23 protein-coding genes and 1 pseudogene are annotated in these 20965 nt (G+C 61.2%); 14 read left to right on the top strand and 10 right to left on the bottom strand.

Annotated elements, in window-relative coordinates; translation table 11 throughout:
- The 7 genes and pseudogenes from V6R85_RS23535 to V6R85_RS23505 all read right to left on the bottom strand — a co-directional run.
- A pseudogene (locus V6R85_RS23535) lies at positions 1 to 143 on the bottom strand (sugar phosphate isomerase/epimerase); the annotation flags it as partial.
- 164 nt (positions 144 to 307) lie between these two features.
- Entirely contained in the window at positions 308 to 1237 is a 930-nt protein-coding gene (locus V6R85_RS23530; protein WP_112295295.1) for a substrate-binding domain-containing protein, read from the bottom strand.
- Between the two features lie 137 nt (positions 1238 to 1374).
- Positions 1375 to 2316: a sugar ABC transporter substrate-binding protein gene (locus V6R85_RS23525; RefSeq protein WP_112293959.1), complete on the bottom strand. Its 942-nt coding sequence runs from the start codon at positions 2314 to 2316 to the stop codon at positions 1375 to 1377.
- Positions 2317 to 2597: 281 nt separating this feature from the next.
- A complete protein-coding gene (locus V6R85_RS23520) occupies positions 2598 to 3626 on the bottom strand; it encodes a LacI family DNA-binding transcriptional regulator (protein WP_003505520.1) in 1029 nt (342 codons plus the stop codon).
- Between the two features lie 434 nt (positions 3627 to 4060).
- Positions 4061 to 5266, bottom strand: a complete 1206-nt coding sequence (pcaF, locus tag V6R85_RS23515) for a 3-oxoadipyl-CoA thiolase (RefSeq protein ID WP_020810194.1) — start codon at positions 5264 to 5266, stop codon at positions 4061 to 4063.
- A gap of 10 nt (positions 5267 to 5276) precedes the next feature.
- The gene (locus V6R85_RS23510) at positions 5277 to 5972 is read right to left on the bottom strand and encodes a CoA transferase subunit B (protein ID WP_003505518.1); all 696 of its coding nucleotides are present in this window, start codon (positions 5970 to 5972) and stop codon (positions 5277 to 5279) included.
- A complete protein-coding gene (locus V6R85_RS23505; protein WP_111791406.1) occupies positions 5969 to 6676 on the bottom strand; it encodes a 3-oxoacid CoA-transferase subunit A in 708 nt (235 codons plus the stop codon). Before V6R85_RS23505 ends, V6R85_RS23510 begins: the two co-directional genes overlap by 4 nt.
- Before the next feature lie 136 nt (positions 6677 to 6812).
- Here V6R85_RS23505 and V6R85_RS23500 point away from each other — a divergent pair, with 136 nt between their 5' ends.
- Positions 6813 to 7574: an IclR family transcriptional regulator gene (locus V6R85_RS23500; protein WP_003505516.1), complete on the top strand. Its 762-nt coding sequence runs from the start codon at positions 6813 to 6815 to the stop codon at positions 7572 to 7574.
- Here V6R85_RS23500 and V6R85_RS23495 read toward each other — a convergent pair.
- Positions 7544 to 8467 (bottom strand): helix-turn-helix domain-containing protein, encoded by a 924-nt coding sequence (locus tag V6R85_RS23495; protein WP_003505515.1) that lies wholly within the window; start codon positions 8465 to 8467, stop codon positions 7544 to 7546. The two genes, V6R85_RS23500 and V6R85_RS23495, sit on opposite strands and share 31 nt — an antisense overlap.
- Positions 8468 to 8584: 117 nt before the next feature.
- On the opposite strand from V6R85_RS23495, the gene pobA reads away from it, so the two are divergent.
- Entirely contained in the window at positions 8585 to 9757 is a 1173-nt protein-coding gene (gene pobA / locus V6R85_RS23490) for a 4-hydroxybenzoate 3-monooxygenase (RefSeq protein WP_111791405.1), read from the top strand.
- 128 nt (positions 9758 to 9885) lie between these two features.
- On the opposite strand, the gene pcaQ is transcribed toward pobA, so the two are convergent.
- Positions 9886 to 10827 (bottom strand): pca operon transcription factor PcaQ, encoded by a 942-nt coding sequence (gene pcaQ / locus V6R85_RS23485; protein WP_080864504.1) that lies wholly within the window; start codon positions 10825 to 10827, stop codon positions 9886 to 9888.
- A gap of 94 nt (positions 10828 to 10921) precedes the next feature.
- Between pcaQ and pcaD the strand changes: the two genes are divergently transcribed.
- From pcaD to aroQ, 12 genes are all read left to right on the top strand, one after another.
- Positions 10922 to 11719, top strand: coding sequence for a 3-oxoadipate enol-lactonase (pcaD, locus tag V6R85_RS23480; RefSeq protein ID WP_112207806.1), 798 nt, complete (start codon positions 10922 to 10924; stop codon positions 11717 to 11719).
- A gap of 3 nt (positions 11720 to 11722) precedes the next feature.
- Positions 11723 to 12142, top strand: coding sequence for a 4-carboxymuconolactone decarboxylase (pcaC, locus tag V6R85_RS23475; protein WP_060724453.1), 420 nt, complete (start codon positions 11723 to 11725; stop codon positions 12140 to 12142).
- Positions 12139 to 12879 carry a protocatechuate 3,4-dioxygenase subunit beta gene (gene pcaH, locus V6R85_RS23470; RefSeq protein WP_003505508.1) on the top strand — a complete coding sequence of 247 codons (741 nt, stop codon included), beginning with the start codon at positions 12139 to 12141 and terminating at the stop codon, positions 12877 to 12879. Before pcaC ends, pcaH begins: the two co-directional genes overlap by 4 nt.
- A 2-nt stretch (positions 12880 to 12881) precedes the next feature.
- Positions 12882 to 13502, top strand: coding sequence for a protocatechuate 3,4-dioxygenase subunit alpha (pcaG, locus tag V6R85_RS23465; RefSeq protein ID WP_111791791.1), 621 nt, complete (start codon positions 12882 to 12884; stop codon positions 13500 to 13502).
- Positions 13503 to 13514: 12 nt separating this feature from the next.
- Entirely contained in the window at positions 13515 to 14576 is a 1062-nt protein-coding gene (locus tag V6R85_RS23460) for a 3-carboxy-cis,cis-muconate cycloisomerase (protein ID WP_111835009.1), read from the top strand.
- A gap of 364 nt (positions 14577 to 14940) precedes the next feature.
- Positions 14941 to 15609 carry an amino acid ABC transporter permease gene (locus V6R85_RS23455; protein WP_003505505.1) on the top strand — a complete coding sequence of 223 codons (669 nt, stop codon included), beginning with the start codon at positions 14941 to 14943 and terminating at the stop codon, positions 15607 to 15609.
- 10 nt (positions 15610 to 15619) lie between these two features.
- Positions 15620 to 16270 (top strand): amino acid ABC transporter permease, encoded by a 651-nt coding sequence (locus tag V6R85_RS23450; RefSeq protein ID WP_020009039.1) that lies wholly within the window; start codon positions 15620 to 15622, stop codon positions 16268 to 16270.
- A gap of 40 nt (positions 16271 to 16310) precedes the next feature.
- Entirely contained in the window at positions 16311 to 17150 is an 840-nt protein-coding gene (locus V6R85_RS23445; RefSeq protein WP_003505503.1) for a transporter substrate-binding domain-containing protein, read from the top strand.
- A gap of 30 nt (positions 17151 to 17180) precedes the next feature.
- Positions 17181 to 18020 (top strand): transporter substrate-binding domain-containing protein, encoded by an 840-nt coding sequence (locus tag V6R85_RS23440; RefSeq protein WP_111791401.1) that lies wholly within the window; start codon positions 17181 to 17183, stop codon positions 18018 to 18020.
- Positions 18021 to 18049: 29 nt separating this feature from the next.
- Positions 18050 to 18808: an amino acid ABC transporter ATP-binding protein gene (locus V6R85_RS23435; protein ID WP_026363367.1), complete on the top strand. Its 759-nt coding sequence runs from the start codon at positions 18050 to 18052 to the stop codon at positions 18806 to 18808.
- A gap of 72 nt (positions 18809 to 18880) precedes the next feature.
- Complete coding sequence (locus V6R85_RS23430) at positions 18881 to 19750, top strand: shikimate dehydrogenase (protein ID WP_111829596.1); 870 nt, start codon at positions 18881 to 18883, stop codon at positions 19748 to 19750.
- Positions 19747 to 20190, top strand: coding sequence for a type II 3-dehydroquinate dehydratase (gene aroQ, locus V6R85_RS23425; protein ID WP_080864508.1), 444 nt, complete (start codon positions 19747 to 19749; stop codon positions 20188 to 20190). The genes V6R85_RS23430 and aroQ overlap by 4 nt, the downstream gene beginning before the upstream one ends.
- On the opposite strand, the gene V6R85_RS23420 is transcribed toward aroQ, so the two are convergent.
- Positions 20162 to 20857 (bottom strand): TetR/AcrR family transcriptional regulator, encoded by a 696-nt coding sequence (locus V6R85_RS23420; RefSeq protein WP_060724461.1) that lies wholly within the window; start codon positions 20855 to 20857, stop codon positions 20162 to 20164. The two genes, aroQ and V6R85_RS23420, sit on opposite strands and share 29 nt — an antisense overlap.
- Positions 20858 to 20965 lie beyond the last annotated feature (108 nt).

Here is a 20965-nt window from a genome sequence, read left to right as displayed (position 1 = left end):
AACACACGCGGCGCCTTGAACCATTCGAGGAAATCGGCGCGCGGGCTGAGCTCGATCCAGTCGAAGCCGAGTTCCTTTACTTTGGCCGGGAGGGCTTCGAGGCTGAGATGCCGGTGCATGAAAGGGTCGATGGCGATGCGCATATACGCTTCCTTCTCTTATTGTCTGTCGAAAGGCCCTTGCGGGCCGGTTATGCGAGGCCGCGGTCCGAGAGAGGAGACCGCGGCTTTTGGCCGGCTTTTTCGTGGGCGGCCATGTTTGTGCTCTGCTGACGGCATTCGGTCAGCATTCCGGCCAAAACTCCGGTTCAGTTCCGGGCCTGATAGTCCCCGAGGTTTTCGGGCATCACCAGTTCGAAGGGCACCCAGAGGGTCTTTTCGACTTTTTCACCGGCAGCGGCTTTCACCGCCGTCTGAACGGATACTTCGCCCTGCTTCGTTGCGTTCTGGTAGACGGTGATATCGAGATCACCCGTCTGCATGGCGGCAAGACCGTCAGGCGTGGCGTCGATGCCGGCGATGACGACGTCCTTCATGGAAACGCCCGCCGCCTTCAGCGCCTGCGCGGCCCCGATCGCCATTTCATCATTGTTGGCAATCACCGCATCAAACTGCACACCCGCCGTCAGCCAGGAGGAGACGAGATCCTGCGCCTGCGTGCGACTCCAGTTCGCCGTCTGCTTTTCGAGGATTTCGATCTTGCAGTCCGGCCGGGAAAACACCGTTTCCACATCCTTGGTGCGCACCAGCGCCGCATGGTTTTCCAATGGCCCCATCAGGATGACGGCCTTCCCCTTGCCGCCCATCAGCTTGCAGGCCGCTTCCGCCTCCATGGTGCCGGAATCGAGTTCGTTGGAGCCGACAAAGGCAGTACCATCAGGCAGGCCGGTTTCCAGTTCGGCCGGAGGATGATTGACATAAACGAGAGGGATTTTTGCGGCGGACGCGGCTTTGGTGATCGCCGCCGTGGCGTCACCGTCAACGGCATTGACGATGATCGCGTCGACGCCATTAGCGATAAAATTCTGCACCTGATTGAGCTGCTTCGAGGGATCGAGCTGGGCGTCTTCCACCAGAAGCTCGATATTTTTATCGCGCCCGGCCTCGGCCCTGATGCCGTTGAGCAGGATCGTCAGAAACGGGTTGTCGAAAGACGTCATCGAGACTGCGATGCGGGTATCGGCAAGGGCCGGCGTCGCGAAGATGCAGAGCGCCGTCGCCATCAGTAATTTTTTCAAGGTTTCCTCCCGCGGAAATCGCCGCTGGTTGCATCATTCTGTGTCGCCGGAGCCGGCCATTCCGCCGGCTCCGGCGCGTTCGGCCCGCCCGGCGGCGCTCCCCGGGAGCGGAGAAGCCGCCTGGGCGAGGCCATGGCTCAATTCTTGGCCTGATAGTTCTTGAGGTTCGCCGGCGTCACCAGTTCGAAGGGAACGAAGACCTTCTTGTCGACCGCATCGCCCTTGGCGAGTTTCAGCGCCGCATCCAGGGCACCCTTGCCCTGCCCGGCGGCATTCTGGAAAACGCTCACATCCAGATCACCCGCCGCCATGGCGGCAAGCGCGTCCTGCGTGGCGTCGATGCCGGCGATGATGACGCTGTCCATCGACCGGCCGGCCGCCTTCAGAGATTGAATAGCGCCGATGGCCATTTCGTCATTGTTGGAAATGACGGCATCGAACTGCACCCCGGCAGAGAGCCAGTTGGTCATCAGATCCGACCCTTGAGTACGCGACCAGTTGGCGGATTGTTCCTCGACAAGCTTGATGAAGCTGCAATCGGGGGTGGCCACCACATCCTTGATATCCTGCGTGCGCATGCGGGCCGCCTGGTTGGAAAGCTCGCCCATCATCACCACCGCCTTCGCTTCCGTCTTGCCGGCCGCCTTCAGCAAACGGCAGACTTCCTGCGTCTGCAGGGTGCCCGACTGTTTTTCATCGGAGGCAACGAAGGCCTGTTTTTCCGGCAGGCTGTCGAGATTGACCGGCTGGCGGTTGACATAGACGAGCGGAATGCCGGCGGCAGCGGCGGCCTGCGAAAGGGCCACGGTCGCATCCGTATCCACCGGGTTGACGATGATGGCGGCGACGCCGGCGGCGACGAAGTTCTGCACCTGGCTCAGCTGTTTGCCGACATCGTTCTGCGCATCCTCGATCTGCAGCGAAACGCCGCTCATGCCCTTGGAATAATCGACCATGCCATTGCGCAGCACGGTCAGGAAATTGTCATCGAACAGGGCCATCGAAACGCCGATGGTCTCAGCCGACGCGGTGGTCGCCAGCATGGTGGCAAGCGTTGCAATCGCTAAATGTCTTTTCATGTCGTTCTCCTCCAAAACCCTTGAAAAGAAGCCGGCCACGCAACCTTCGTCACATCGTGCTGCAACCGCGCACCGGCAAAGGAATACCGGTCACCGGAGACGGTCATCTGCGGCGTGCGGCAATCCTGAAACATCGTTGGTGTCGTGGACCAGCCTCCTGCCTGCTCCACATGCGGGCAAGATTTCCCAGTACGCGCCCGGCGTCAACGGGTCAGCGGCAGCCGAAACCATCAAGGCTGATAGAAAGAGACACGGAATTTATGATGGAATCTATCAAACCATCAAAGGCTTTCAGGAACCCACAGATGGGCGGGCACAAACCGCTGCCCCGGCGTTTCCGCCATGCCATGTTCTATGGTGTGCACCATGGTCGCGACAAGGTCAGTGCATAATTCGCGAAGCGGCGTCTGGAATATGCCGCTGATACGCTTTTCCAGCAGCGCCTGACGTGACTCGGGCGTCAGTTCGTTGACGAGACAGACAATGCTCTCCTGCCGGTTTTCCTGCTGCAGCGCCTCGATCACGCCTTCCATGCCGCCGCCGACGCAATAGATGCCGACCAGATCCTTGTGTTTGGCGATGGTGTCCATGACAAGCTCATAGGTCAGCCGCCGGGTTTCCAGCGTGATCAGCGCGTCCATCACCTCGAATTCCGGCGCATATTCGCGCATATAGCTGCGAAAGCCGGTTTCGCGCAGCGAATGGCCGTGAAAACGGTGACCGCCAAGTAGCAAAAGCACCTTGCCCCTGCTGCGCGCCAGCCGCGAGATCATCCAGGCCGCCGTGCGCCCCACTTTCATGTTGTTGGCGCCGAGATAGGCTTCCCGCACCCCCTGGGCGAAATCCGAAAGCAGCGAAAATGTAGGAATGCCCTTCGCCTTCAGGGCCTCGACGGCGGCAGTGACATCGTGATGGTCCGGCCCGGTGGCGGCGACGGCCTGCACGCGGCCCTTCATCCCCGTCAAAAGGGCTGCAAGCTCGCTCGGCTCGCCCGACTGGGCAAATTCGATGCGCAGATTGAGATGGCGATCCCGGACGTTGCGCGCCGCAAGCTCCAGCTCGTCGGCAAAGGTCTGGTAGAAGGCGTGCCGTTCCTTGCGCAGGATGATGCCGAGACTATAGGAAGGCAGATCGGCCAGCATGCGCTGGCGAATGATGTTGGTTGCGTGAAAACCGATCTTCTCCGCCGCGTCGAACACCCGCCGGGAGGTTTCCTCACGCACTGGCAGCCGACCGTTCAGCACGCGGTCAACGGTGGCGACGCTGACGCCTGCGGCCTTTGCCACATCTGTGATGGTCGGACGTTTCATGCGAGCACCCCATAGACGGAAAGATTCCTGTCATGTCTTGCAAAACATGTCACGGATGGTGATGGAATCCAACATGTGCGAAGGGATAAGGGCGTGGAGCACTTTATCAGGGAATAATCGACCGGGGCCTGCATCGCAGGGCCGGCTTGCTTGGCCCAGCACGCCTCCTCCCCTCATCTCTGTGCTTGTCACAGAGATCCAGCCAGCCCAAGTCCTTGGGCTGAAAGGAGTCCTTCCGCCGCGCAGACGCGCGTCGGCTGGATTCCTGTGACAAGCACAGGAATGAGGGGGCTGGGATGTGTCAGAGCGAAAAAATCACCTGCCGAGTAACCTGAATGGCCACTGTCACACGTAAGGAAGCTGCGGCAGCGAGCATTCGTACCGTTTTACGGCGGTATTCGTACCGTATCACGATGCCGAATGCCGCTATCCCGTCAGACCCGCTCCAGCGCCACGGCAATACCCTGCCCGACGCCGATGCACATGGTGGCGAGCGCAAGGCGCTTGCCGGTCAGCGAAAGTTCAAGCGCCGCGGTGCCGGCAATGCGCGCACCGGACATGCCGAGCGGATGGCCAAGCGCGATGGCGCCGCCATTCGCATTCACCCGTGCATCGTCATCCGCAATGCCGAGTTGCCTGAGCGTCGCAAGGCCCTGGCTGGCGAAAGCCTCGTTCAGCTCGATCACGTCAAGCTGTTCCTGCTTCAGCCCCAGCCGCGCCAAAAGCTTGGCCGAGGCCGGGGCCGGGCCGATGCCCATCACGCGCGGCGGCACGCCTGCGGCGGCACCGCCGAGAATGCGGGCAATCGGCGTCAGCCCGTATTTCTTCGCGGCTTCCGCCGATGCGACGATGAGTGCGGCCGCACCGTCATTGACGCCTGATGCATTGCCCGCCGTCACCGTCGCGCCTTCGCGCCTGTTGACCGGCTTCAGCTTCGCCAGCGATTCGAGGCTTGTGGCGCGCGGATGCTCATCCTTCGATACCACCAACGGATCGCCCTTGCGCTGCGGGATCGTCACGGGCACGATTTCCCTGTCAAGGCGGCCATTGGCCTGTGCGTCGGCCGCCTTCTGCTGGCTGCGAACGGCGAAGGCGTCCTGATCCTCGCGGGAGACCTGATAATCAATGGCGACGTTATCCCCGGTTTCCGGCATGGAATCGACGCCATATTGCGCCTTCATCAGCGGATTGACGAAGCGCCAGCCGATGGTGGTGTCATAGATTTCGGCATTGCGGGAAAAGGCGCTGTCCGCCTTGGGCAGAACGAAGGGCGCGCGGCTCATGCTTTCGACGCCGCCGGCGATCATCAGTTCCGCCTCGCCGGATTTCACGGCGCGCGCGGCCGCGATGAGGGCGTCCATGCCCGAACCGCAAAGGCGATTGATGGTGGTTCCGGTCACCGAAACCGGCAGGCCAGCCAAGAGCAACGACATGCGTGCAACGTTGCGGTTATCCTCACCCGCCTGGTTGGCGCAGCCGAAGATCACGTCTTCGACGGCTTCCCAGTCAACGGACGGGTTGCGCTCAACAAGCGCCTTCAGGGGAATTGCACCGAGATCGTCGGCCCGCACCGGGGAAAGCGCGCCGCCGAAGCGGCCGATCGGCGTGCGGATATAGTCGCAGATGAATGCATCGGTCATCGGTTTTTCCTCACAGTTCCGGGGCGACGAGATCAACGACCTCGCCATCGACCGCCAAAGGCGCGCCGGTCATGGCCTGCAATTCCTCAAACGTCATAGACGGCAGTTTTTCACGCAGCACGAAACGGCCATCCACCACGTCGATGACGGCATGGCTGGTATAAATGCGGGTGATGCAGCCGACGCCGGTCAGCGGGAAGGCGCATTTTTCAACGAGCTTCGGCTCGCCGTTCTTGGTCACATGTTCCGTAATGACGAAGACCTGCTTGGCGCCATGCACCAGATCCATCGCCCCGCCGACGGCCGGCACACCCTTGGAGCCGACACGCCAATTGGCGAGATCGCCATTCTGCGCCACCTGGTAGGCGCCGAGGATCGCCACATCCAGATGCCCGCCGCGCACCATGGCGAAGCTGTCGGCATGGTGGAAGAAGGCGGCGCCGGGCTTCAGCGTCACGGCCTTCTTGCCGGCATTGATGAGGTTCCAGTCCTCTTCGCCTTCCGGCGGCGCTTCGCCGAAATTCAGGATGCCGTTTTCAGTGTGGAAAATCGCCTGACGGCCGGGCGGCTGGTAACGCGCCACCATTTCCGGAAAGCCTATGCCGAGATTGACGTAAGCACCGTCCTCGATGTCCTGCGCCGCACGCCAGGCGATCTGGGCGTTGGAAAGCTTGATGTCTTCGCGGGTGTCGATGGTCGTGGTCATGCGTAGGCTACTCCGGCGCGAATGAGGACTTCTTCCTGTTGCGGATCGGGGATTTCCACGACGCCGTTCACGAAAATGCCGGGCGTGACGACCTGCTCCGGGTCGATCTCGCCGGCGGCGACGATCTTCGAGACCTGCGCGATGGTGGTCTTCGCGGCCATGCACATCAGCGGGTTAAAATTGCGGCCAGCCTTGTTGTAGGTGAGGTTGCCATAGGTATCGCCAAGCTCGGCCTTCACAATCGCGAAATCCGCCTTCAGCCAGCGCTCCTGTACGTAGGATCGCCCGTCGAACTCCGCGATGACCTTGCCTTCAGCCAGTTCCGTGCCGAAGCCGGTGGGGGTGTAGAAGGCCGGAATGCCGGCACCGCCGGCGCGGATGCGCTCGGCAAGCGTGCCCTGCGGCACCAGTTCCAGCTCGATTTCGCCTGCCAGATACCGGTCGGTAAAGGCGCGCGGATCGGACGAGCGCGGGAAGGAGCAGATCATCTTCCTGACCATGCCCGCGTCGATCATCGCGGCGATGCCGATGCGGCCGTTGCCGGCATTGTTGTTGATGACCGTCAGGTTCTTCGGCCCCTTGTCGATCAGCGCATGGATCAGCTCGATAGGCGCGCCGGAGCCGCCGAAACCGCCGATCATGATCGTCGCACCATCACCGATCCCGGAAAGCGCCTCTTCAGCGCTCGTGATTGTCTTGTCCATTAAAACCTCCATCCAGCCGGACGGATGGAACCCGCAAGGCTGCCTGACCGTGAGGTAAATCCGAAACCACCTCGACGGCAAGGATTTTGTGCGTTATATGATTTTTGTTCGTATATCGCACAAATGGAGCCGCGACATGGCCGTCAACGAAAGAGACATGATGGGCGGTCTCGCCAAGGGATTGCGGGTTATCGAGGCCTTCAGCGCCGAGCGGCCGCGCCTGTCGATTTCCGATGCCGCCGAGATTGCCGGACTGGACCGCGCCACGACGCGGCGTTGCCTGCTCACGCTTTCTGAACTCGGTTATGCGGCTTACGACGGCAAGTTCTTTACCGTGACGCCGAAGGTGCTGCGGCTCGGCACCGGCTGTCTTGCCACCATGCCGCTGCCGCGCATCGTGCAGCCGCTGCTCGACCGACTGTCGGAAGAGATCGGCCAGAGCACTTCCGTCTCCATTCTGGACGAGACCGAAATCGTTTATGTGGCCCGTGCCGCGCAGCAGCGGGTGATGTCGATTGCGCTGATGCCGGGTTCGCGCCTGCCCGCCTATTGCACCTCCATGGGCCGCGTTCTGCTTTCGGCGCAGACAGCCGAGCGGCAGCGCGACATTCTCGAAGCCTCCCGGCTGGTGGCGCGCACGGAAAAGACCATTACTGGCATGGACGCCCTGCTCGCCGAAATCGAGGCCACCGGCCATCGCGGTTATGCGCTGATCGATCAGGAGGTCGAGATCGGCCTTCGCTCCATCGCCGTGCCGCTGAAAAGCGTGCGCGGCCAGACGGTTGCCGCGCTCAATGTCGGGCTTGCCGCCTCGGTCGCCTCGATGGAGGATCTGGTGGAGCGATACCTGCCCGCCCTTCTTGCCGTTCAGCGCGAACTGGCAAGAATGCTGGTCTGAGACGGCACCTGCCGAACGCCGGAATCCCCCATTTTCCGCTGCTCCGCCAACCGCCAGGCACGCGGCGTCATGCCGGTCTCGCGCTTGAAGAACCGGTTGAAATAGGCCGGATCGGCAAAACCCAGTCCCTCCGCAATCATCTGCACGCTCGAGACCGTGAAGATCAGTTCCTGCTGGGCAATCTCGATCTGGCGTCTGGCGATCAGCCGCTGCAGGCTGAGGCCGGAAACGGAACGGACGAGGCGATTGAGATGTGTCTCGGAAAGACCGAGCTTCTTCGCATAAAACTCCGCTTTCTGCGGCTCGCGAATATGGCGCGCAATCAGTGACAGCAAAAGTTCGAAACGCTGCTCCGCAAGGCCTTCGCCGGTTCCTTCCAGGAGCGGCCGCGCCGCCCGCGCCAGAAGCGCTGTCACGATGGCGAACTGACCTTCGATGATGGCATCCCGGCCTGTTTCGCGGGTTTCATATTCGGCGGAAATCTGTTCGAACCCGCTGCGCAGGCGTTCACCATCGGTAAAATCCCGCAGGGGCAACAGGACCGGCCGCTGAAAATTCCGCAGCAACAGCGCCTGCACCGATGCCGGCAACGCGCCCGGCAGCACGGTGACGATCACCCCGCCAATATCACGAGAAAACCGGAAGCCGTGTTCGAAACCCGGCGGGACGACAATGGCGACCGGCGGGCGGATCGCCTCGATGCGGCCATCCAGCAGGGCATCGCCCTCACCGCCCCAAATGTACAAGATTTGTTGAAAGGCAGCGTGACGGTGCAGGCCGATTTCAAAGCGGTACAGGCTGCTTCTGGAAAAAAGCGTCTCGCAATGAAAGCGGAAATCAGTGCCTTGCACCGCTTCCTCGCCATACAAACCTTCGCTTGCAGCAAGCCGCATGTTCCTTCGCTCCTCCTCACAATGGTCGGATTGTGCAATTTGCGGATCAGAAAGTCCATTGAGCTTTCCGCATCCCCTCGGCAATTTCTTGATAGGAGACAAGTTCGGGAGGAAACAATGCGCACTCAGGTCGTCATCATCGGCTCCGGCCCGTCAGGGCTTCTGCTTGGCCAGCTTCTGGCCAGAGAAGGCGTCGAGACCGTCATTCTCGACCGGGTCAGCAAGGATTACATCCTCGGCCGTGTCCGCGCCGGCGTGCTGGAAGAAGGCACGGTGCAGCTCATGGAAAAGGTCGGCGCGGATAAGCGCCTGCGCCGCGAAGGCCTGCCGCATGACGGTTTTTCGCTGACCTTCGACGGCCGCGATCACCGTATCGATCTCTTCGACCTGACCGGCGGCAAGCGTGTAATGGTCTATGGCCAGACCGAGGTGACCCATGACCTGATGGATGTGCGCGAAGCGGCCGCCCTAGTCACCATTTACGATGCATCTGATGTCGAGCCGCATGATTTCGACGGAGAAAGCCCCTATGTCACCTATCAGAAAGATGGCGTAAGCCACCGGATCGATTGCGATTTCATCGCCGGCTGCGACGGTTTTCACGGGGTCAGCCGCAAATCGGTGCCTCAGGGTGCCATCAAGGAATTCGAGAAGGTCTACCCTTTCGGCTGGCTCGGCATTCTCGCTGACGTGCCCCCCGTCAACCACGAACTCATCTATGCCAACCACCCGCGTGGTTTTGCGCTCTGTTCCATGCGTTCGCACACGCGCAGCCGCTATTACATCCAATGTTCGCTGGATGACCGGCCGGAGGACTGGAGCGACGAGCGCTTCTGGGACGAAATCCGCCGCCGCCTGCCGGAAAATCATGCGGATGCCATGGTGACGGGCCCGTCCTTTGAAAAATCCATCGCGCCGCTCCGCTCCTTCGTCTGCGAACCGATGCGGTTCGGCCGACTGTTCCTTGCCGGAGACGCCGCCCACATCGTGCCGCCCACCGGCGCCAAGGGCCTCAACCTCGCCGCCAGCGACGTACATTATCTGAGCGAGGCGCTGATCGAATTTTACCGCGACCGGTCAGAGGCCGGCATCGACGGCTATTCGCAGAAGGCGCTGTCCCGCGTCTGGAAGGCCGTGCGTTTCTCGTGGTGGATGACGACGATGATGCATCGTTTCCCCGATACCGGAGATTTCGGCCAGCGCATACAGGAGGCGGAGCTGGATTACCTCGTGCAATCGCGCGCGGCGTCGACCGCGCTTGCGGAGAATTATGTCGGGCTTCCCTATTAGGAGGTCCACCAGACACGCGGCTTTTTATCTGCACCGTTTCCACACCCGTCACGCCGGGGCTGGATGCCGGATCAAGTCCGGCATGACGGAGGAAAGCTTCTCAGACTTTTCCACCCCCGCCCCTCGTATCAGGAACCAGCCTCCGGCCTCCCATCCAGCAACTCGCCCGCCGCCTCGCGGATGGCCTGCATCAGCAGCGAAAGCGGCAGCGTGGGCTGCGTATCGGCCCTCACCGTCAGCCCCACCGGGCCGCTGGTATCGCCGGTCTCAACAGGCAGGATTGCGAGAATACCATCCGCCACATCCGCCGCCACCACACCCTCCGAGATGATCCAGATCGCATCGCTGGTGCGCAGGAAGGCGCGGCCGAAGGCGTCCGATACGGTTTCGATGCGGATCGGCAGGGCCGGAACGCCGTTGGCGATCAGGAACTGCTCGACGACGGGGCCGATGACCGATTGCCGTGTCGGCATCAGCACCGGATATTCATGCAGGTGATCGAACACCGAAAGGCCGGGCGATAACAGCGGGTGGCCGGTGCGCACCACGAAGCGGACCTTTTCCGAATAGAGATGCTCAAAGGAAAAGCCCGCCATTTTCTGCGGCGCGGCCAGACGGCCGACAACAAGATCGAGATCGCCGACCCGCAACTGTTCCAGCAGCACGGCGTTTTCACCCGTGACGATCTTCACCGGGCTGCCGGTTTTCTCGGCCAGAAACCCGGCCATCGCCTTCGGCATGATTCGCACCGAAACCGTAGGCAGAGCGCCGACCCGCACCGGCGGACCGGCGCGCGCCGCCTCCTGCGATACGGAATCAACCGCCTGCCGCAGCGCCGTCATTGTCGCACCGGCATGGCGCAGGAAGACCTCGCCATAACGGCTGATGCGGATGCCGCGCCCCTCACGGTCGAACAGCGAGACACCGAGAATGTCTTCCAGCTCACGGATCGTCTTCGTCACCGCCGGCTGGCTGACATGCAGGATTTCCGCAGCGCGGATGACGCTTTTCTGCCGCGCCACCTCAACGAAAGTCTGCAGGTGGCGGAACTTGATACGCTGATCGACCATCGCTCATATAATCCACAGGTTATGATTTTCATCGATAATGTCATTTTACTTAACCGGAACACGCTTGCAATATCCTTGGCAGGAGGAGCACATCATGCATTTTCTGCGCTGCGGCGAGACCGTGATCCATTATCGCGCCAAGGGATTGGACACAGGCAAGCCGGTCATCGCCTTCATCAATTCGCTCGGCACCGATTTCCGCATCTGGGATGCGGTAATCGAAGCGCTTGGCGATGATTATGCCTATGTGCTGCATGACAAGCGCGGCCACGGGCTCTCGGATGTCGGGCATGCCCCCTATTCCATCGACGATCACGCCGGTGACCTGATCGCGCTACTCGATCATCTCGGCGTGAAAGGCGCAATCATCTGGGGTCTGTCCGTCGGCGGCCTGATCGCGCAGGGGCTTTATGCCCGCCGTCCCGATCTGGTGCGCGCGCTCATACTCAGCAACACCGCCCACAAGATCGGCACAGCCGAGATGTGGAATGCCCGCATCGACAAGATCGCCGCCGATGGCCTCGCCTCGCTGGTCGATCCCGTCATGGAGCGCTGGTTCACGCCCGCCTTCCGCCAGCCTGACAATGCCGCCTATGCCGGCGCGCGCAACATGCTCTCGCAGCAGCCGGAAGCCGGTTATAACGGCACCTGCGCCGCCATCCGCGATGCGGATTTTACCGAAGAGGCCGGGCGTATCGCCGTGCCGGCGCTTTGTATCGCGGGCGATCAGGACGGCTCGACACAGCCGGAACTGGTGCAATCGCTGGCGGGTCTCATTCCCGCAAGCCGCTTCGTCACCATCGCCGGCTGCGGCCACATTCCCTGCCTTGAGCAGCCGCTCGCTTACACGCAGGCAGCCACCATTTTTATCAAGACATTGCCGGAGCATTGACCGATGGCGGACCATATCGACAAGAACGCAAGATTCGAACAGGGCATGAAAACCCGCCGCTCCGTGCTCGGCGACGCCCATGTCGACCGGGCGCAGACCATGACGTCCGGCTTCGATCAGCCTTTCCAGCAGCTCATCACCGAAGCCGCCTGGGGAACGGTGTGGTCCGGCAACCACTGGACGAAGCGCGAGCGCTCGATGGTCACCATCGCCCTGCTCGCTGCGCTCGGTCAGGATGAGGAGCTGGCCATGCATGTGCGCGCCACCGCCAATACCGGCGCCACCGAGGCGGATATTCGCGAGGCGCTGCTGCATGTGGCGATCTATGCCGGCGTGCCCGCCGCCAACCACGCTTTCAAGATCGCCAAGCTTGCCCTGGCCGGTATGAAAGCCGATAGTTCCAGCGAGGAGGAGACGAAATGAGCAACCAGCCGCCCGAAACCGGGCCGTTCTTCGCACGCAACCGCGATATTCACCCGCTGGCCTATGCGCCCGGATACAAGACCTCCATCCTGCGTTCGCCGCAACGCGCGCTGATTTCGCTCGAGGGCACCAAGAGCGAAATCACCGGACCGGTCTTCGGCCATGGCATGCTGAACCCGCTGGATAACGATCTCATCCTCAATTATGCCCGCCCCGGCGAGATGCCCGTTGGCCCGCGCATTCTGGTGCACGGCCGGGTGCTGGACGAGCGCGGCCGCGGCGTGGATGGCGCACTGGTGGAATTCTGGCAGGCCAATGCCGGCGGTCGCTACCGCCACAAGAAGGAAAGCTATCTCGCCGCCATCGATCCGAATTTCGGCGGCGTCGGCCGCACGATCACGGACGAGAACGGTTATTATTGGTTCAAGACCATCCAGCCGGGTGCTTACCCCTGGCCGAACGGCGTCAATGACTGGCGGCCGGCCCATATTCACTTCTCCGTCTTCGGCCACGGTTTCGCCCAGCGCCTCATCACCCAGATGTATTTCGAAGGCGATCCGCTGATCTGGAAATGTCCGATCGTCAAGACCATTCCGGATGAGGATGCGATCAGAAGACTGATCGCGCCGCTGGACATGAATGCGACGCTGCCGATGGATATGCTGGCCTACAAGTTCGATATCGTCCTGCGCGGCCGCCGCTCGACCCTTTTCGAAAACCGCATGGAGGGCAACTGACCATGGTTCAGCCGCTCAACTATTTCAAGGAAACCGCCTCGCAGACGGCGGGGCCCTATGTGCATATCGGCTGTACGCCCAATTTTGTCGGCATCGAAGGCGTGTTCGAAAAGGATCTCGGTTCCGGCCCGCTTTATAACGACAAGGCACGCGGCGAACGCATCAGCGTGCGCGGCACGGTCTATGACGGTGCGGGAATGCCGCTGAAGGACGCGCTGATCGAAATCTGGCAGGCCGATACCGACGGTTATTATAACAGCCCCAGCGAAACGCGCGGCAAGGCCGACCCGAATTTCATCGGCTGGGGCCGCTCGCCCGGCGACATGGATACCGGCGAATTCGTTTTCGAGACGATCAAGCCGGGTAAGGTGCCGTTCCGCGACGGCCGGCCGATGGCGCCGCATATCACCTTCTGGATCGTCGCACGCGGCATCAATATCGCCCTGCAGACACGTATGTATTTCCCGGAAGAACAGGAGGCCAACGCCGCCGATCCGGTTCTTGCCCGTGTCGAGCAGAAGAGCCGGATCGCCACGCTTGTCGCCCAAAAGGAGGAAGGTAACGTCTATCGTTTCGATATCCGCCTTCAGGGCGAAGGCGAAACCGTGTTTTTCGATATCTGAGTGAGACGGAAGATGAGCCTTTCCCCCTTCGAGCATCCGTTCCTGTCCGGCCTTTTCGGCGATAGCGAAATCGTCGAGCTGTTTTCGACAAGAGCGGATATCGACGCCATGGTCCGTTTCGAGACGGGGCTGGCGCAGGCGGAAGCGGAGGCCGGCATCATCTCCGAGGATGTGACGGAAGCGATCGTCTCGGGGCTTTCCGACTTTGCCGCCGATATGACCGGGCTTCGCAACGGCGTCGCAAAGGACGGCGTTGTGGTTCCCGAACTCATCCGGCAGATGCGGGCCGCGGTCGCTGGTCAGGCGGCGGACAAGGTGCATTTCGGTGCAACGAGCCAGGATGTCATCGATACCAGCCTGATGCTGCGGCTGAAAATGGCGGCGGAAATCATTACTGCCCGGCTCGGTCACCTCATCGATACGCTGGGAGATCTCGCCTCCCGCGACGGCCATAACCCGTTGACGGGCTATACCCGCATGCAGGCCGCCATCGGCATCACCGTGGCCGACCGGGCGGCAAGCTGGATCGCGCCGCTGGAACGTCACCTGCTGCGTCTGGAAACCTTCACGCAGGGCGGTTTTTCCCTGCAGTTCGGCGGGGCTGCCGGCACGCTGGAAAAGCTCGGCGACAGTGCCGCAGCCGTGCGCGCCGATCTTGCAAAACGGCTCGGCCTTGCCGACAGACAGCAATGGCAAAGCCAGCGCGACGGCATCGCCGAATTCGGCAATATTCTCTCGCTTATCACCGGTACGCTCGGCAAGTTCGGGCAAGATATCGCGCTGATGGCCGAACTCGGTGGGGAAATCCTTCTCTCCGGCGGCGGCGGCTCCTCTGCCATGCCGCACAAACAGAACCCGGTCAATGCCGAAACGCTGGTGACGCTCGCACGCTTTAATGCCGTGCAGATATCGGCGCTGCACCAGTCGCTGGTGCACGAACAGGAAAGGTCGGGCGCAGGCTGGATGCTGGAATGGCTGTCGCTTCCGCAAATGGTGACGGCAACGGGCGCCTCGCTGCTGATCGCCGAGCGATTGGCGGGGCAGATAGACAGGCTGGGCGCAGGCAAAAACTAGCCGCAAGGCGGTCGATTTGGTGTGCAGACAGGGCTTCCGGGCGCTGCCGAACGGCAGGCCGGAGGCGGCGCGACGACGCGTGGAAAGCGCTTGCGCTTTTTCGCATTAGTCATTGATAAAAAAGACTTTATTCAGAAATACAGAGAATGAAAAAACAGCGCGGAAGCTGCTTTTTAACCGGACATATCGCTTGACACAAAAATGAACTAACTGGTACAAACATTAAGATTAAGAGGACGCCGCCGACAACGGTTTGAAGCCTGCAGCGGCACCGACAAATGGAGGGCTTTGGCACCGTAAGGTTTCCAAAGCGATGCGGACAAGGCGAAACGCCTGTCCGGACCCGAACGGGTTGGGAGGAAGAATGTCTTACAGTCTCGATTTTTCGGCGGTCATAGACCGCCTGCCCGAGCTGCTTTTGGCGTGTCTGGCGACGATCGGCCTTGCGATTGCGGGCATGTCACTCGCCACCGTCATCGGCGTTCTGGGCGTCGTTGCCCGCCGTTCGCGGTTCAAGCTGCTGCGCGGGCTCGTCATCGGCTTTGTGGAAGCCATCCGCAACACGCCGTTTCTGGTGCAGATATTCTTCATCTTCTTCGCCCTGCCGCAGATCGGTATCAAGCTCAACCCGACGGTGACGGCCATCATCGCGCTGGCTCTGAACGGCGGCGCCTATGCGATTGAAATCATTCGCGGCGGTGTCGATTCCATTCCCAAGGGCCAGGTTGAAGCGGGACTGGCGCTCGGTCTTCACCGCACGCAGATCTTCCGCCATATCATCCTGAAGCCGGCGCTGCGGGCAGTCTACCCGTCGCTCACCAGCCAGTTCATCATGCTGACGCTGACCACCTCGGTCTGCACCTCGATCGCGGCTTACGAACTGACCTCGGTGGCGCAGAAGATCGAGGCGGATACGTTCCGGTCCTTCGAGGTCTATTTCTCGATCACGCTGCTTTATCTGGTCATTTCCTCGCTGATGATGGGCATTTTCTCGCTCATCTCCCGTGCATCCTTCAGCTATCCGGTCAAGTGAGGAAAAGACAATGGCATCCATCGGCCCCAACGAACTCTTCTTCCTGCTGCAAGGCCTGAAATGGACGCTTGCGCTGACCATCATCGGCTTTATCGGCGGCGGCGTTTTCGGCCTTTGCGTGGCGCTTGCCCGCGTCGCCGACAGCCCGGCAATCCAGCGCGCCAGCACCGGTTACATCGCCGTTTTCCAGGGCACGCCGCTCCTGATGCAGCTTTTCGTGGTTTATTACGGCGTGGCGCTTGCGGGCTTTAATGTCGATGCCTGGATTGCGGTCGCCATCGCATTCACGCTGCATGCCAGCGCCTTTCTTGGCGAAATCTGGCGCGGCGGCATCCAGGCGGTGCCGAAGGGCCAGACGGAAGCCGCCAATGCGCTTGGCCTGCATTATATATCGCGCATGAAGGACGTGGTCCTGCCGCAGGCATTCAAGATTTCGCTGCCGGCCACCATCGGTTTCCTCGTGCAGCTCATCAAGGGCACCTCGCTTGCGGCCATTGTCGGCTTCGTCGAGCTGTCGCGTGCCGGCCAGATCGTCTCCAACCAGACGTTCCGCCCGCTCACCGTCTTCGCCCTCGTCGGCATCATCTATTTCCTGATCTGCTGGCCGCTTTCCCTGTGGGGCGCCAGCGTTGAAAAGCGGCTGCAGACCGCAACCCGCTAAGTCGTGAAGAACTCATCAGCTTTGTAAGGAGGAGCCAAAGATGAAAACCACCAGCATGAAACTCTCTCGTCGCGCCCTGCTCGCGCTCGCCGCGGCAACGGTTGCCCTGCCCTTCGTCGTACCGGTCGATGCTTTCGCCGGCACGGTGGAAGAGGCCAAGGCCAAGGGCAAGGTCGTCATCGGCATTCAGGGCGACAACTCGCCGTGGGGCTTCGTCAATTCCAGCGGCGTGCAGGACGGCCTCGATGCCGATATCGGCAAGGCCTTTGCCGACTATCTCGGCGTCAAGGTGGAATTCGTGCCGCTCGCCGTGGCCAACCGCATTCCCGCACTTCTGACCGGCAAGGTCGACCTCCTGTTTGCGACCATGGGCATGACGGCAGAACGCGCCAAGACCATTCAATATTCCAAGCCCTATGCCGGCAACGTGCTCTCCGTCTACGGCCCCAAGGACAAGAAAATCGGCGGCTATGACGATCTGACCGGTATTGACGTCGGCGTGCCGAAATCCAGCGCCATGGATACGGCGATTACCGCCGGCGCCGGCTCCAAGGCCAATATCCTGCGCTTCGATGATGACGCCGCCAATATTCAGGCGCTGATTTCAGGCCAGGTCGAGGTCGTCGGCGGCAACCAGTTCTACGGCGACCGCCTGAACAAGGCTGCCGAAGGCAAATACGAACCGAAGTTCGACCTGACGACGCTTTACAACGGCGCCGGCACCCGCCCGGGTGAAAAGGACTGGAACGAAACCGTCAACGCCTTCCTCGACAAGATCAAGTCCGACGGCCAGCTCGCCAAGATCTACGACAAGTGGATGAAGCGCGAAGTTCCGGCCTTCCCGGACAGCCTGCCCGATATCCCATTCACCGTGAAGTAACGGCTGTCTGGATTTGGGAGGAGAAAAGCAATGAGGATCTTGAAAGCCCTCACGGGTTGGCGAGCAACCGTTGCGGCGGGACTGGCGGCAGCTTTGCTGCCGGTTCTGACGCCCGCAGCGGCGGATGCCAGAACCCTTGACGAGGCAAAAGCCAGCGGCAAGGTCGTAATCGGTATCCAGGGCGATAATTCGCCCTGGGGTTTCATCAATTCCACCGGCGTTCAGGAAGGCTATGATGCCGATCTGGCGAGGGGGTTTGCAGATTATCTGGGGCTGAAGGTGGAATTCGTGCCGCTCGCAGTCGCCAACCGCATTCCTTCGCTGCGCACCGGCAAGGTCGACGCCCTGTTCGCATCGATGGGGATGACGCCGGAGCGCGCGAAGAACGTGCAATATGCGCAGCCTTACGCGCATAATGTCATGTCGGTCTATGCCACCAAGGACAAGAAGATCGCCAGTTTCGACGACCTGACGGGCATGACCGTCGGTGCGCCGAAATCCAGCCCGATGGACACGGCCTTGACCGCCGGCGCGGGTTCGAAAGCGAATATCCTTCGTTTCGATGACGACGCCGCCACCATTCAGGCGATCCTGTCGGGCCAGATCGAGGCGATCGGTGGCAACCAGTTCTATGGCGACCGGCTTTCGGCCGCCGGCGGGAAGGATTACGAGGTGAAGTTCGACCTCGTGACCCTCTATAACAGCGCCGCCACGCGCCCCGGCGAAAAGGACTGGAACGAAGCGCTGAACGCCTATCTGGACAAGATCAAGGCCAATGGCGACCTCGCGAAAGTCTACGCCAAATGGATGAAGCGCCCGGTGCCGCAGTTTCCGGCCTCGCTTCCCGACATTCCCTACACCGTCAACTAAAACTGATGCCAAGCATGAAGGAAAGTTCCATGCCGCAATCCGCCGCTCAGGCTCCGCTGATCGCCCTTGAAGGGGTAGGAAAGTGGTATGGAGCCTTCCACGCGCTTAAAAGCGTCAATATGACGGTGCGCAAAGGCGAAAAAATCGTCCTTTGCGGCCCGTCCGGTTCGGGTAAATCCACGCTCATCCGCTGTATCAACCATCTGGAGGAGATCCAGGAGGGCAAGATCACGGTCGAGGGAACGACGCTGTCGGATTCCAGCCGCGCCATCGATGCGGTTCGCCGCGAAGTGGGCATGGTGTTCCAGAGCTTCAATCTCTTTCCGCACAAGACCATCATGGAAAACTGCACGCTGGCACCCATGCGGGTGAAGGGTCTTTCCAAGGCCGATGCGGAGGCGACGGCGCGCAAATATCTGGAACGCGTTCGCATTCTCAACCAGGCCGACAAGTACCCGGCCCAGCTTTCCGGCGGCCAGCAGCAGCGCGCGGCAATCGCCCGGGCGCTGTGCATGGAACCGAAGGCCATGCTGTTCGATGAGCCGACCTCGGCGCTCGACCCGGAAATGGTGAAAGAAGTGCTCGACACCATGATCGGCCTTGCCCGCGACGGCATGACGATGATCTGCGTGACCCATGAAATGGGCTTCGCACGGCAGGTGGCCGATCGGGTGATCTTCATGTCGGAAGGAGAGATCATCGAGGAAGGCCCGCCGGAGGAATTCTTCCGCGATCCCAAGCACCAGCGCACGCGCACGTTCCTCGGCGAAATTCTCGCCCACCACTGAGGTTCGCGCGCTCTTAAGGCGGGCGGGAATAATCCCGCCTCTCCCACACCGTCCGATGAGCGACACGTGATCATGACAGAGAAAAAATCCTTCAAGGTCGGCCTGATAGGCGCCGATATACAGCTTTCCAAATCGCCCGCGCTGCACATGCGCGAAGGGGCGGCCCATGGTCTCGACTATTCCTACGAGCTTGTCGATGTCACCGCCCGCAAGCTGCCGACCAGCGCGCTTCCCGACCTGCTGGACGAGCTGGAGGCGCGCGGTTTTGCCGGCACCAACATTACCCATCCCTTCAAGCAGGCCGTCATTCCGCATCTGCACGAACTGTCGGACGATGCCCGTATGCTGGGCGCGGTCAACACCGTCGTCTTTAAGGACGGACGCCGCATCGGCCACAATACCGACTGGTACGGCTTTTATGAAAGCTTCGTTCGCGGACTGCCGGATGCGAAGCGTGACCGGGCGCTTCTGGTCGGCGCCGGTGGCGCGGGTGTCGCGGTCGCCCATGCCGCATTGAAGCTCGATATTATCAGTCTCGACATTTTCGACCGGGATTTCCCGCGGGCGGAACAACTGGCCCGGGAACTCAACGCCCGCTTCGGCGAGGGCCGCGCGCATGCCGTGAACGATCCCGCCGCCTCGCTGCCCTTTGCCGATGGCCTGATCCATGCCACGCCGATGGGCATGCCCGCCCATCCCGGCATGCCGGTCGCGGCCGATCTCATCGAACAGCGGCACTGGGTGGCCGATATCGTCTATATGCCGCTCGTCACCGAACTGCTGGCGACGTCGGCGAAAAAGGGCTGTCGCACCCTGCCCGGCGGCGGCATGACGGTGTTTCAGGCCGTCGGTGCGTTCCGCCTCTTCTGCGGTCGCGAACCGGATGCCGGGCGCATGACCGCGCATTTCACCGAGCTTTGCATGGCGGAGGGGGTTGCGTGAGCCTTTTCACCATCCTCAACGGCCCAAACCTCAATCTGCTCGGCCAGCGCCAGCCGGAAATCTACGGCTACGAGACGCTCGCGGATATCGAGGCCAACTGCCGCAGTATCGCCGAAGCCGCCGGTCACACGCTGTTTTTTGCCCAGAGCAATCGGGAATATGAGCTGATCGACTGGATTCATGAAGCCCGCGGCAAGTCCGCGGGCATTGTCATCAATCCCGGGGCCTTCACCCACACTTCGGTGGCCATCCTCGATGCGCTCAATGCCTTTGAGGGGCCGGTGATCGAGGTTCACATTTCCAACATCCACAAACGCGAGGTCTTCCGGCACCATTCCTATATCTCGACCCGCGCCGAAGGCGTGATCGCCGGTCTCGGCATCGAAGGTTATGACGTGGCGCTGCGCCACCTCATCGGCCGTCTTTCGCATCCGTCGTGATATGGCCGGGCGTCAGCACATAACGCAACACCATGTCGCTGACATGCCGCGACAATGTCTCCTGACCCTTGTCCGTATAAAGGCTGTCGCCGAAGATGAACGAGAAGGTCGCGACGTTCGACACGTTGAAAAAGGACAGCGCGCTGATCTGCCAGTGCAGTTCCAGCGCATCGATTCCCTCACGAAAGATGCCGCGCTTCTGGCCGCGCAGCAGCACGCCTTCCAGCGCAACGATGGCCGGGCGGTTCAACTGGCGGATCGTTTCAGAAGACTGCATATGCCGGCCGTGATGGATGTTCTCGATCATCACCATGCGGATGAAGGCCGGATTACGCCTGTGGTGATCGAAGGTGAACCGACAGAGCTTGTCGAGCGCCGCCGCCGGTTCCAGATCGTCCAGCTCCAGATCGCTTTCGCCGCCGCGCACCTTGGCATAAGCCTCCTCCAGCACGCGCTGGTAAAGGCTCTCCTTGTCGCTGAAATAATAATAGATCATGCGCTTGGAGGTTCGCGTGCGGGCCGCGATCTCGTCAATGCGCGCGCCCGACAGGCCGTTTTGCGAAAACTCTTCCATCGCGACCGAAAGAATGTCCCGGCGCACCCCTTCCGGGTCACGCTTCGCCTGCCGGGTATCGCGGGCGCCGCTCAAGGTCGTGCTTTTGCTCATGCTTCATTCCCTGGACGGGGCTGCCATCCGGCGGCGTCCCCTTTATTAACCAATTAGTACATAAGGCTGAAAAGGAAGGCAATATGGCGAGCTATGACACAACAGGAC

The organism is Agrobacterium sp. CCNWLW32 (genome assembly GCF_037083425.1).
GTDB lineage: Bacteria > Pseudomonadota > Alphaproteobacteria > Rhizobiales > Rhizobiaceae > Agrobacterium > Agrobacterium radiobacter.
This window is presented reverse-complemented; position numbering and strand designations above follow the sequence as displayed.

Coding starts and splice junctions, on each gene's coding strand:
- V6R85_RS23525 (WP_112293959.1), bottom strand. CDS start 2,316: ATGAAAAGACATTTAGCGATTGCAACGCTTGCCACCATGCTGGCGACC.
- V6R85_RS23520 (WP_003505520.1), bottom strand. CDS start 3,626: ATGAAACGTCCGACCATCACAGATGTGGCAAAGGCCGCAGGCGTCAGC.
- pcaF (WP_020810194.1), bottom strand. CDS start 5,266: ATGACCGATGCATTCATCTGCGACTATATCCGCACGCCGATCGGCCGC.
- V6R85_RS23510 (WP_003505518.1), bottom strand. CDS start 5,972: ATGACCACGACCATCGACACCCGCGAAGACATCAAGCTTTCCAACGCC.
- V6R85_RS23505 (WP_111791406.1), bottom strand. CDS start 6,676: ATGGACAAGACAATCACGAGCGCTGAAGAGGCGCTTTCCGGGATCGGT.
- V6R85_RS23500 (WP_003505516.1), top strand. CDS start 6,813: ATGGCCGTCAACGAAAGAGACATGATGGGCGGTCTCGCCAAGGGATTG.
- V6R85_RS23495 (WP_003505515.1), bottom strand. CDS start 8,467: ATGCGGCTTGCTGCAAGCGAAGGTTTGTATGGCGAGGAAGCGGTGCAA.
- pobA (WP_111791405.1), top strand. CDS start 8,585: ATGCGCACTCAGGTCGTCATCATCGGCTCCGGCCCGTCAGGGCTTCTG.
- pcaQ (WP_080864504.1), bottom strand. CDS start 10,827: ATGGTCGATCAGCGTATCAAGTTCCGCCACCTGCAGACTTTCGTTGAG.
- pcaD (WP_112207806.1), top strand. CDS start 10,922: ATGCATTTTCTGCGCTGCGGCGAGACCGTGATCCATTATCGCGCCAAG.
- pcaC (WP_060724453.1), top strand. CDS start 11,723: ATGGCGGACCATATCGACAAGAACGCAAGATTCGAACAGGGCATGAAA.
- pcaH (WP_003505508.1), top strand. CDS start 12,139: ATGAGCAACCAGCCGCCCGAAACCGGGCCGTTCTTCGCACGCAACCGC.
- pcaG (WP_111791791.1), top strand. CDS start 12,882: ATGGTTCAGCCGCTCAACTATTTCAAGGAAACCGCCTCGCAGACGGCG.
- V6R85_RS23460 (WP_111835009.1), top strand. CDS start 13,515: ATGAGCCTTTCCCCCTTCGAGCATCCGTTCCTGTCCGGCCTTTTCGGC.
- V6R85_RS23455 (WP_003505505.1), top strand. CDS start 14,941: ATGTCTTACAGTCTCGATTTTTCGGCGGTCATAGACCGCCTGCCCGAG.
- V6R85_RS23450 (WP_020009039.1), top strand. CDS start 15,620: ATGGCATCCATCGGCCCCAACGAACTCTTCTTCCTGCTGCAAGGCCTG.
- V6R85_RS23445 (WP_003505503.1), top strand. CDS start 16,311: ATGAAAACCACCAGCATGAAACTCTCTCGTCGCGCCCTGCTCGCGCTC.
- V6R85_RS23440 (WP_111791401.1), top strand. CDS start 17,181: ATGAGGATCTTGAAAGCCCTCACGGGTTGGCGAGCAACCGTTGCGGCG.
- V6R85_RS23435 (WP_026363367.1), top strand. CDS start 18,050: ATGCCGCAATCCGCCGCTCAGGCTCCGCTGATCGCCCTTGAAGGGGTA.
- V6R85_RS23430 (WP_111829596.1), top strand. CDS start 18,881: ATGACAGAGAAAAAATCCTTCAAGGTCGGCCTGATAGGCGCCGATATA.
- V6R85_RS23420 (WP_060724461.1), bottom strand. CDS start 20,857: ATGAGCAAAAGCACGACCTTGAGCGGCGCCCGCGATACCCGGCAGGCG.